This is a genomic window from Streptomyces kebangsaanensis (genome assembly GCF_001906585.1).
Classification (GTDB): domain Bacteria; phylum Actinomycetota; class Actinomycetes; order Streptomycetales; family Streptomycetaceae; genus Streptomyces; species Streptomyces kebangsaanensis.
In genome coordinates this window covers 56,117-66,085 of the sequence record NZ_JUJA01000032.1, presented here as the reverse complement: position 1 = coordinate 66,085, position 9,969 = coordinate 56,117, and the positions used below count along the sequence as shown (strand labels likewise).

Genomic DNA, 9,969 nt, shown 5'->3' with positions numbered 1-9,969 from the left:
CCCCGCCGAGGGCGCCGCCGCCGATCACGCAGGCCAGCACGCCGCCGGGCGACAGCACCCGGGCGATCTCCGCCGCGACCCGGTCCACGTCCCCCATCAGCATCAGCGCCATGTGGCAGACGCAGGCGTCGAAGGCGCCGCCGGCGAACGGCAGCCGCTGCGCCCTCGCCTCCGCCGGCGCCGCCGCGTGCAGGGACGGGCGGCGCCGGGCCAGGGCCAGCGCCTCGGGCGAGAGGTCCACGCCGGCGAGCCGCCGCCCCTCGGTGCGGGCGAGCAGGTCCAGCAGGACGCCGTCGCCGCAGCCGAGGTCGAGGACGCGGCGGGCGCCGGCCACCCGGTCGCACAGGACCTCGTAGCTGGACCGCCCGTCCGGGGCCCGGCCGTCGGCGAACGCGTCCGCGGTGACCGCCGGGTGCTCGGCGTGGAAGGCCCTCAGGAACGCCTCCTGCACGGCCGTCGGGGCGGTCATCCGGCGAGCACCGCGTCGAGGAACGGCTCGACGGCCGCGCGCCAGGCCTCCGGCTGGTCGTAGTGGACGAGGTGGCCGGCGTCGGCCACCTCCGCGTACTCGCCGTGCGGCAGCACACGGACCATCTCCTGGGCCTCGGCCCGGCCCAGTTCGCCGTCCAGGCCACGGACCACGAGGGCCGGGCAGCGGACCTGGGCCAGCTCCTCCCAGTGCGCGTCGTACACCCAGGCCTCCCGGGACGTGAGCATCTGCTGCGGCTCGAAGACCGGGCGCCAGCCGTCCGGGCCCTCGTGCATGACCTCGGCGTAGAACTCTCCCCGCGCCGGGTTCGGCCGCTCCACCCACGGGTCGTCCTCGCCGAACCACTTCCGTACGTCGGCGAGGGTGGCGAAGGGCACCGGCCAGGCCTTGAACCAGTCCTCCCACTCGCGCTGGGAGGCCGCGCCGAGCGCGGAGGCCCGCATGTCGCAGATGACCACACCGCGCACCAGGTCGGGGCGCCGGGCGGCGAGCTGCCAGGCGGTCAGCGCGCCCATGGCGTGCCCGATGACGACGGCCGGGGCGAGACCCAGCTGTTCGAGGGCGGCCTCGGCGTCCTCCACGTAGGCCTCGCGGGTGCAGGCCGCCTGCGGGAGCTTCTCGCTCTGGCCGTGGCCGCGCTGGTCGAGGGCGACGGCGCGGTGCCGCTCGGCGAGCCAGCGGGCGGTGGAGGCCCAGTGCGAGGCGCGGCCCATGAGCCCGTGCAGTAACAGCACGCCGTCGGTGCGCCCCGGCCCGGTGTCGGGCGGTCGGTGCGGTTCGGGCGCCTGGGCCTGGGCGGGCACGAAGGGCAGCCCGGGCCCCGCTCCGTCCCTCCCCGCTCCGTCCCCGCCCGTCTCCGCCCGCCCCGGCCCGGGCGCGGCCTTGTCCGGGCCGGCCTTCGGGGGCTCGCCGAACTCCCAGGCGGCAAGCCGTACGCCGTCCGCTCCGGTCACGTCGATGCGCCGCACCATTGGTCTGGCACCCCCCTAGCTCCGCTCGGACCGCTCGCTCCCGGTCGGGCCGACCGGTCCTGTGAACCGTGTTCCGTTTTCCCTGTGCCGTACGTGCCGTACGTGCCGTCGTACACATTCCTGCAGCGCAGGCCCCGGGGGACCCGTCACTCCCAGACATTCAGGCTATCGAATGCGTATTCGAAAATGCCTTCTCCGTCACGAACACCCCTCGTTCGAGTGACCCCCCGCAAGGAATGATCGCCGCCGCCATGGGGAGATCTCCAACGGGAGGCGGACCGCTCGGGGAAAAGAGGTCCGAGGGGGACGACCCTGAGAGCTCGGGGCTCCGGGTCGCCACAGGGGGGAGGACAGGCCCCGGCGCCGCACGGCGCCGGGGCCCTCCACATGTCTACGGCACATCCTCCCCACCCCTTCGGGTCATATGCCTCTCGCAACAGCCTGGCACGGGAAACGACCGAACGCTGCGCTTCGACGCACTGAATCACCGAAGAGAGGGAGGGGCGGCTGCCGGCCCGCAGGCCGGCCGACGGGCTCAGCGCTTGGCCACGAACACGTGCGAGGCGACGTCCGCCTTCAGCTCGGCGGCCTCACCCCCGCTGCCCACCAGCACGCCACCGGCCGACTCCGTCACACTCACCACCGAGCCGGGCTGCACGCCCGCGCGGCGCAGCGTGTACATCAGCTGCGCATCCGTCTGGATCGGCTCCCCGATACGACGGACGACCACCGTCTTGCCGTCGGTCCCCGGGTCCAGATCGGCCAGCGACACCATGCCCTCGTCGAGGAACGGGTCGGCGCCGTCCGTCTCGCCCAGCTCCTCCAGCCCCGGGATCGGGTTGCCGTACGGCGACTCGGTCGGGTGCCGCAGCAGCTCCAGCACCCGGCGCTCCACGGCCTCGCTCATCACGTGCTCCCAGCGGCAGGCCTCGGCGTGCACCTGCTCCCACTCCAGGCCGATCACGTCGACCAGCAGACACTCCGCGAGCCGGTGCTTGCGCATCACCCGCGTGGCCAGCCGGCGGCCCTCCTCCGTGAGCTCCAGGTGCCGGTCCGGAGCGACCGAGACAAGACCGTCGCGCTCCATCCGCGCCACCGTCTGACTCACCGTCGGCCCGCTCTGGTCCAGCCGCTCCGCGATCCGGGCGCGCATGGGGACGACGCCTTCCTCCTCCAGCTCGAGGATGGTGCGGAGATACATCTCCGTGGTGTCGATCAGTCCGGACATACGTACCCCTCGATTACCTCTGCCGGAAGCCCGGCGGCTCTCCGACGCGTGCGCTGGCCCTGACCTTCAATTCTGACCCATCCCACCGACAACCGGACCGCTCCGTCGGAACCTCGGCCGAAGGCGCCGCACACGCAGACGACCCGCGAGCTGGGTCCCTCCGTCCGAACGACGGAGAAGCCGGCCGGACGTACCGGCAGCTCGCGGGTCGGGTGACTGCTTGGAATTGGGCCGGCCGCACGCATCTGTCGCGCACTGGCCCGGCACCGCACTGGGGGGGGCGACGGGCCGCTAGCCCGCAGCCACCTCACGCGTCCGGGTTTCACTCATGTACCCGATCACCTCCTTTCCTGTGTAAACGACACTTTAGGAAGCGGGCCGGAGATGCTCAACAGGTTTTCCCGGCAGAAGCAGAAGCGGACTCGGACGCCTGGCGCCGGCGCCTGTAGTGGCGGGCCGCGCGGGCGCGGTTTCCGCAGGACGGCTTGCACCATTCCTGGCGTCCGTGGCTCTTGACGAAGTAGCGCACGCAGCGTGGCGCGGTGCAGGCGCGCAGCTGCTCACGCCGCGGGGTGACGGGGTCCACGGCGGCGACGGCGTTGAGATGGGTCAAGGCCTGGTCGGCGGGCATCAGGCGATGGACGTCCGCCCGGCTGGGCGGAGAGGGGCTGACCACTCGGGCGAACAGCGCGCGAACCGCTCGCCGCACCTCGGTGATCCTGAGACTGAGGTCCTCGTCCGCCGGGATGTCGGCGGGCAGCAGGTCTTCCTGCTGACGGAGCCGGCGGGTCACGCCCTGGACCGTGGCCAGGTCGTCGACGACGCCACCGTCTCCGTCGTGCCGGATCGTGCTCGCCAGTTCCGGGGCCAGTCGGCGTTCCATGGACATTCCCTTCCCGGTCCGTGCCCGGTCGGCAGCATCCCTTGATCACCCCGACACGCACACCCCGGAGTCCCTGACGGAAAATCTGGATTTTCCGTCAGGGACAGGGGGAGAGCATGACGGTGTTGCTCGCGCAGATCAGCGACCTGCACCCGGACGGCAGCGACAGAGCGACCCGACGCGCCACCCGCGTCATGGACCACCTGCGGGCGCTGCCTCGCCCCACGGATGCTCTCCTGGTCACCGGAGACATCGCCGATCACGGCGCGGAGGCCGAGTACGAGGAAGCCGCTCGGATCCTGGCCGCGCCCTTCCCGGTGCTCATGTGCCCCGGGAACCACGACGTGCGCCCGGCCTACCGGAAGGTCCCGCTCGCCGAGACGCCCGACGACGGCCCCGTCGACCAGGTCCACCACGTCGCCGGCACGGCCGTCCTGATGTGCGACTCCACCGTCCCGGGCCGCGACGAGGGGCACCTCGACGAGCAGACGCTCACCTGGATCGACACCACCCTCGCCGGACTGCCGCGGGAGACACCGGCCGCCGGTCGCACTCCACCACCCGCTGCCCGACTCCGGCGTGCTCGAAGCACACCCGCGGGTCGCCGCCGTCCTCACCGGACACGCCCACACCGCGGCGGCCTCGACATTCGCCGGACGCCCTCTGATCGTGGGGCCGGCGATCACCTGGACGCTGCGTATGCCCTGGGAGGGCGGCCGCGCCGCGGACCGCGACCAACCGCCCGGTCTCGCCTTCCACATCCTGGACGACGCAGGTCGACCGACCACCCATTACCGCGTCGTGCTCTGATCCAACCGGCCGACAACGCCCGCCACGACCGCCTACCGTTCGGCGTATGACGGAGCGGCGGGCAGTTCTCAGTGGGTCGGTGTTCGAGGAGCGGATCGGGTACGCGCGGGCCGTGGTCGACGGGGAGTGGGTGCACGTGTCGGGGACGACCGGGTACGACTACGCGACGATGACGATCCCCGAGGACGTGGTGGAGCAGGCGGAGCAGTGCCTGCGGAACATCGGGGCCGCGCTGGCGGAGGCCGGGTGCGGGTTCGGGGACGTGGTGCGGGTGCGGTACCTGCTGCCCGCGCGGGAGGACTTCGAGCCGTGCTGGCCGGTGTTGCGGCGGGTGTTCGGTGAGGTGCGGCCGGCGGCGACGATGATGGTGTGCGGGCTGGCGGACCCGAGAATGAGGATCGAGATCGAGGTGTACGCCCGCAGACGGGCTTCCTGACCTCTCAGGTCCGTTCGTTCTTCAGCAGGCCGGCCAGGTCCAGGGCGGTCGCGACGCGCCCGGCCACGTCCTCGGCGTAGGCGGCGTCGGGGCGTTCGAAGGGGGTGCGGCCGGCGGCGCGCAGGAAGGTGACGACGCCGAGGGTGCGGCCGCGGCTGCGCAGGACCGAGCACAGGGCGTGCACGGCGTCGGGCGGCCACTGGCGGGCCTCGGCCCACTCACGTGCCTGTTCGGGTGAGGCGGTGCCGGCGGTGGCCCGTACGGAGCCGATGCGGTCGACGCACTGCAGGGCGGGGTGGCCTTCGGTGTAGCGGACGGGCAGTCCGGCCCGGCCGGTGAGCAGGCTGGGGCCGGGGCCGACGGAGGGCGTGGCCGCGACGCGTACCAGCCGGACCGGGGCCGCCGTCTCGTGGTCGGGCGGGGCGGTGCCGCCTGCCACGCGGTCGACCAGGGCGTGGTCGGCGAAGCCGGCGAGGGCGAAGTCGAGGTGGACGGTGACGGCCTCGGCGGGGTCCTCGCACTCGGCGGCGGCGCGGGCTGCCCGGTGCAGCTGGTTGGTGCGGAACCGCAGCAGGGACGCCTCCTGTTCGGTCTGCCTGGCCTCGGTGACGTCGGCGAAGAGCCAGGCGACGCCGAGCGGCACCGGCTCCTCGGCGAGCGGTGAGGCGAGCCGGACGAAACCGCTGCGCCAGCAGCGCCGCCTGTCGCCCTCCGGAGTGCGTACGCTCACCCAGATCTCGGCGGGGGCGGGTGGGGCGCCCTCCGCGAGCACGTGGGTGAGCGCGCTCTCGAGCTCCTCCACGCCCCGGGAGAGCAGTTCGCCGAGCGGCCGGCCGAGGACCGCCGTGCGGCCGGTGCCGAGGGCGCGGGCGGCGTGGGCGTTGACGACGGCGGGCCGCAGGTCGGCGTCGACGAGGACGACACCCCAGGAGGCGTCCTCGAACAGGGCCTCGCTGAGCGCGATGGACCGCTCGAGGTCGATCTGCGCGTGCACCTCGCTGAAGGCGCAGTACAGGCCGGCGGGCTTGCCGTCGGGTCCGTGCACGGCCGCGGACTGGGTGCGGACGAGTACGCGACCGCCGTCCTTGGTGAGCAGCGCGAACTCGTGCACCTGCCGTCCGGGGGCGTGCATGGCCGCCATCAGCCGCCCCTCGACCTCCCCGGCGTCCGCGCTGCGTACGGCCCATCCGGCCAGCCCGTGCCGGCCGACGGCCTCGGCCGCGGTCCAGCCGAGGATGCGCTCGGCCTCGCGGTTCCAGTGGGTGACGACACCGTCGGCGTCGAAGGCGCACAGGGCGGCGTCCATGCCGTCGAGGAGGGCGGCGAGCAGATCGGAGCCGCCATGGCTGTCGGGGCAGTCCGGGCCCCGCGGACCGTCCCGTTCCGGCTCGGGCTCGTCCGGCCCGAGCTCGTCGGTGGCCCCACTACGCCGGGAAGCACTCACCTGGACCCCCTGCAGGCTGCGTCCGCACGTACGGCGCGTCGGTTCACTCACTGGCTCTCATTCAACTTGAACGTGACCCAGCACACACCGAGTTCCCGCAACATCGAAGGAATTGCCGTCCGCGGAGAGCCCGCGGGGACCCCGCGGAGGTGTCCGTGCGCCGTCGGCGTCGCCGCCGTCGTCGTCAGCGCCGGTAGAAGATCCGGTCCGCGTACCGGTCGAAGATCCGGCTGTTCCACTCGTGGCCGCCGTCGACGTTGCCGGAGCGCAGCAGCGGGGGTTCGGTGCCGCGTTCGGCGAGGGTGGTCGCGGTGGTGGCCAGGACCGCCTGGAGGAGGGCGGCGGTGACGACGGTGGAGGCGGGGGCGAAGGGTGCCGCGACGGTGTCGAGGGCGAGTTCGGCGTCGCCGACCGCGATCTTGGAGTCGAGGACGATGTCGCAGTGGTCCTTCAGGTACGTCCCCGAGGCGTGCCGGGAGGTGGTCCCGGTGGCGTAGGCCACCGAGGTCACGCCGATGACGCGCACGCCGAGGGTGCGGGCCCTCATGGCCATCTCGACGGGCAGGGCGTTGCGGCCGGACAGCGAGATGATCACGAGGGCGTCGCCGGAGCGGACGGGTGAGCTGTCCAGGACGGCGGTGGCGAGGCCGTCGACGCGTTCCAGGGCGGAGCCGAGGGTGGCGGGTACGACGTCGACGCCGACGGCGCCGGGGACGGCGAGCAGGTTCATCAGGGCCAGGCCGCCGGCGCGGTAGACGACGTCCTGGGCGGCGAGGGAGGAGTGGCCGGCCCCGAAGGCGAACAGGCGGCCGCCTGCGGTCACGGTGTCGGCGAGCAGCGTCCCGGCGGCGGCGATCGCCTCGGCCTCCTCGTCGCGGACCCGCTGCAGCAGGCCGATGGCGGCGTCGAAGAACTGACCGGCCGGCGTGCGGTCGCTCATGCGCGGACCGTCCCTTCGGGAGGCTGTGTCGCGGATCACGGTGAGGTCTGGACCACCTCCGTGTCAATACGGCACCCGTGACGGCGTGCGTCAGGGGCTCAGCCGCTCCACGCGCCAGCCGCCGTCCGGCCCGGCGACGTACCGCAGGCGGTCGTGCAGGCGGTTCTCGCGGCCCTGCCAGAACTCCACCGACCTGGGGGCGACCCGGAAGCCGCCCCAGTGCGGCGGGACGGGCACCTGCTCGCCCTCGGGGTAGCGGGCGGCCAGTTCGGCGTAGGCGGTGTCGATCTCCGCGCGCGTGGAGACCACCGTGGACTGGGCGCTGGCCCAGGCGCCGAGCTGGGAGCCGTGCGGGCGGGTGCGGAAGTACGCGGCGGTCTCGTCGCGGCCGGTACGGCGGGCCACACCCTGGACGATGACCTGGCGGGCCATCGGGTGCCAGGGGAAGAGCAGGGAGACGTACGGGTTCCGGGCGAGGTCGCGGCCCTTGCGGGAGTCGTAGTTGGTGTAGAAGACGAAGCCCCGCTCGTCGAAGGACTTCAACAGCACCGTGCGGGAGCTGGGCCGGCCCTCGGCGTCCGCGGTGGAGACGACCATGGCGTTGGGTTCGAACAGCCGGCCCTCGGTGGCGGCCTGCTGGAACCAGCGGGCGAACTGGGCCACGGGGGTGTCGGCCAGATCGGCCTCGGTCAGCCCCTCCTCCCGGTAGTGCTTGCGCATGGAGGCGAGGTCGAAGGGGGCGGTCTCGCCGGCTTCTCGGTCGGTCACGCGGTCATCTTGCCGTATCGGCGGGGCGCCGCCACGAGGTGCCCCGGGCCAGAGAGTGGCACTGGGTGCCGTGCATCTCCCCTTCTGTGACACTCGGGGTTATGGTGCTGCTGCCGTATCGGTGGGGTGACCGTCACCGGCACGGGGCATGACAGGGATGACCGCCACGGACCGCGAGCCGCAGGCCTCGGCAGTGGACCCGACCGGCGGACACCCGTTCCCGACATCTCCGACATCCGACACTTGGTCGTCACCCCCATCGCACCATCTGTCGCACAGACCCACGAGGAGCCGCCTGATGTCCGACTTCGTACCCGGGCTCGAGGGAGTCGTCGCGTTCGAGACGGAGATCGCCGAACCGGACAAGGAGGGCGGTGCCCTGAGGTACCGGGGCGTCGACATCGAGGACCTCGTCGGTCACGTCTCCTTCGGCAACGTCTGGGGGCTGCTGGTCGACGGCGCCTTCGACCCGGGCCTGCCGCCCGCCGAGCCGTTCCCGATCCCCGTGCACTCCGGTGACATCCGCGTGGACGTCCAGTCGGCGCTGGCGATGCTCGCCCCGGTGTGGGGGCTGAAACCGCTGCTGGACATCGACGCCGAGCAGGCCCGTGAGGACCTGGCGCGGGCCGCCGTGATGGCGCTGTCGTACGTCGCCCAGTCGGCGCGCGGGCAGGGGCTGCCGATGGTGCCGCAGCGGGAGATCGACAAGGCGCACTCGATCACCGAGCGGTTCATGATCCGCTGGCGGGGCGAGCCGGACCCCAAGCACGTGGCGGCCGTCGACGCCTACTGGACGTCCGCCGCCGAGCACGGCATGAACGCCTCCACGTTCACCGCCCGCGTCATCGCCTCCACCGGCGCCGACGTGGCGGCCGCCCTGTCGGGCGCGGTGGGCGCGATGTCCGGCCCGCTGCACGGCGGCGCGCCCTCCCGCGTCCTCGGCATGATCGAGGAGATCGAGCGGACCGGGGACGCCGTGGGGTACGTCAAGAAGGCCCTGGACCGCGGTGAGCGGCTGATGGGCTTCGGCCACCGGGTGTACCGGGCCGAGGACCCGCGCGCGCGTGTGCTGCGCCGTACCGCCCGGGAGCTCGGCGCCCCGCGGTTCGAGGTCGCCGAGGCCCTGGAGAAGGCCGCCCTGGAGGAGCTGCACAACCGCCGCCCGGACCGGGTGCTGGCCACCAACGTCGAGTTCTGGGCGGCGATCATGCTGGACTTCGCCGAGGTGCCGGCGAGCATGTTCACGTCGATGTTCACGTGCGCGCGTACGGCGGGCTGGTCGGCGCACATCCTGGAGCAGAAGCGGACCGGCCGCCTGGTCCGTCCCTCCGCCCACTACGTGGGCCCCGGCCCGCGCAGCCCTCGGGAGATCGAGGGCTACGAGGACCTCGCGCGCTGACCCGACCGCACGCGCGCGTGCGACGCATCACGCGGGGCTGAGCAGCTCCGCGTGATGCCGCTGGGCGACCAGCGGGTGCGCCCGCAGCTTTCCCTTGAGCTCGTTGTGGCCGTACTCCGCGAACAGCGGGTTGCCCGGGTCGTCGGTGACGCCGGGCGCGGTGGAGGCGTGCGGGAAGGACAGCGGGGCGACGCGGGCGTCCAGGCGCGGGTTGTAGAAGAACGGCACGGAGAACCGCTCGGTGGCGCCGGGCGGGGAGACGACCCGGTGGTTGGTGGCCACCAGGTAGCCGTTGGTGGCGACCTCCAGCAGCTCTCCGAGGTTGACCACGAACGCGCCCGGGAGCGGCGGCACGTCGTGGAAGAGACCGTCCTCGCGCTGTACCTGGAGTCCGCCGATCCCGTCCTGCAGGAGCAGGGTGAGGAAGCCGTAGTCCTTGTGGGCGCCGACGCCCTGGTCGGTGCCGTCGCCGGCGCTGCCGGGGTAGCGGACGAGCTTGAGGTGCGGGTGGGCGTGCTCGCCGAAGAGCGGGTCGTAGAAGTCGGCGGGCGCGCCGATGGCGGTCAGCAGCTCGTGCAGCAGCTTGCGGGCGACTCCACC

General features: G+C 73.0%; 9 protein-coding genes and 2 pseudogenes. 3 read left to right on the top strand and 8 right to left on the bottom strand.

Features of this window, described 5'->3' with window-relative positions; translation table 11 throughout:
- The 4 genes from RH94_RS03105 to RH94_RS03090 all read right to left on the bottom strand — a co-directional run.
- On the bottom strand, positions 1-469 hold a 469-nt coding region (locus RH94_RS03105), incomplete at its 3' end, for a class I SAM-dependent methyltransferase (protein ID WP_143203945.1).
- A complete protein-coding gene (locus RH94_RS03100; protein ID WP_073946118.1) occupies positions 466-1,461 on the bottom strand; it encodes an alpha/beta fold hydrolase in 996 nt (331 codons plus the stop codon). The genes RH94_RS03105 and RH94_RS03100, both read right to left, overlap by 4 nt.
- A gap of 535 nt (positions 1,462-1,996) precedes the next feature.
- Complete coding sequence (locus tag RH94_RS03095; protein ID WP_073946117.1) at positions 1,997-2,689, bottom strand: metal-dependent transcriptional regulator; 693 nt, start codon at positions 2,687-2,689, stop codon at positions 1,997-1,999.
- Between the two features lie 388 nt (positions 2,690-3,077).
- On the bottom strand, positions 3,078-3,572 hold the full coding sequence (locus RH94_RS03090; protein WP_073946146.1) for a CGNR zinc finger domain-containing protein: 495 nt from the start codon (positions 3,570-3,572) through the stop codon (positions 3,078-3,080).
- A 116-nt stretch (positions 3,573-3,688) separates the two neighbouring features.
- On the opposite strand from RH94_RS03090, the pseudogene RH94_RS03085 reads away from it, so the two are divergent.
- Together RH94_RS03085 and RH94_RS03080 are read left to right on the top strand one after the other, a co-directional pair.
- Positions 3,689-4,382 (top strand): annotated as a pseudogene (locus RH94_RS03085) (metallophosphoesterase).
- A gap of 46 nt (positions 4,383-4,428) precedes the next feature.
- Complete coding sequence (locus tag RH94_RS03080; RefSeq protein ID WP_073946116.1) at positions 4,429-4,818, top strand: RidA family protein; 390 nt, start codon at positions 4,429-4,431, stop codon at positions 4,816-4,818.
- Between the two features lie 4 nt (positions 4,819-4,822).
- Here RH94_RS03080 and RH94_RS03075 read toward each other — a convergent pair whose 3' ends face one another.
- The 3 genes from RH94_RS03075 to pdxH all read right to left on the bottom strand — a co-directional run bounded on the left by RH94_RS03075 (position 4,823) and on the right by pdxH (position 7,970).
- The gene (locus RH94_RS03075) at positions 4,823-6,313 is read right to left on the bottom strand and encodes a PAS domain-containing protein (protein ID WP_234425496.1); all 1,491 of its coding nucleotides are present in this window, start codon (positions 6,311-6,313) and stop codon (positions 4,823-4,825) included.
- Positions 6,314-6,446: 133 nt separating this feature from the next.
- The gene (locus RH94_RS03070) at positions 6,447-7,202 is read right to left on the bottom strand and encodes an SIS domain-containing protein (protein WP_073946115.1); all 756 of its coding nucleotides are present in this window, start codon (positions 7,200-7,202) and stop codon (positions 6,447-6,449) included.
- Positions 7,203-7,292: 90 nt separating this feature from the next.
- Positions 7,293-7,970 (bottom strand): pyridoxamine 5'-phosphate oxidase, encoded by a 678-nt coding sequence (gene pdxH, locus RH94_RS03065; RefSeq protein ID WP_073946114.1) that lies wholly within the window; start codon positions 7,968-7,970, stop codon positions 7,293-7,295.
- A gap of 298 nt (positions 7,971-8,268) precedes the next feature.
- Here pdxH and RH94_RS03060 point away from each other — a divergent pair, with 298 nt between their 5' ends.
- Positions 8,269-9,369 (top strand): citrate synthase 2, encoded by a 1,101-nt coding sequence (locus RH94_RS03060; RefSeq protein ID WP_073946113.1) that lies wholly within the window; start codon positions 8,269-8,271, stop codon positions 9,367-9,369.
- A gap of 27 nt (positions 9,370-9,396) precedes the next feature.
- Here the strand turns inward: RH94_RS03060 and RH94_RS42115 are convergent.
- Positions 9,397-9,969 (bottom strand): annotated as a pseudogene (locus RH94_RS42115) (2OG-Fe(II) oxygenase family protein); the annotation flags it as partial.

Coding starts and splice junctions, on each gene's coding strand:
- RH94_RS03095 (WP_073946117.1), bottom strand. CDS start 2,689: ATGTCCGGACTGATCGACACCACGGAGATGTATCTCCGCACCATCCTC.
- RH94_RS03090 (WP_073946146.1), bottom strand. CDS start 3,572: ATGGAACGCCGACTGGCCCCGGAACTGGCGAGCACGATCCGGCACGAC.
- RH94_RS03060 (WP_073946113.1), top strand. CDS start 8,269: ATGTCCGACTTCGTACCCGGGCTCGAGGGAGTCGTCGCGTTCGAGACG.
- RH94_RS03080 (WP_073946116.1), top strand. CDS start 4,429: ATGACGGAGCGGCGGGCAGTTCTCAGTGGGTCGGTGTTCGAGGAGCGG.
- RH94_RS03100 (WP_073946118.1), bottom strand. CDS start 1,461: ATGGTGCGGCGCATCGACGTGACCGGAGCGGACGGCGTACGGCTTGCC.
- RH94_RS03070 (WP_073946115.1), bottom strand. CDS start 7,202: ATGAGCGACCGCACGCCGGCCGGTCAGTTCTTCGACGCCGCCATCGGC.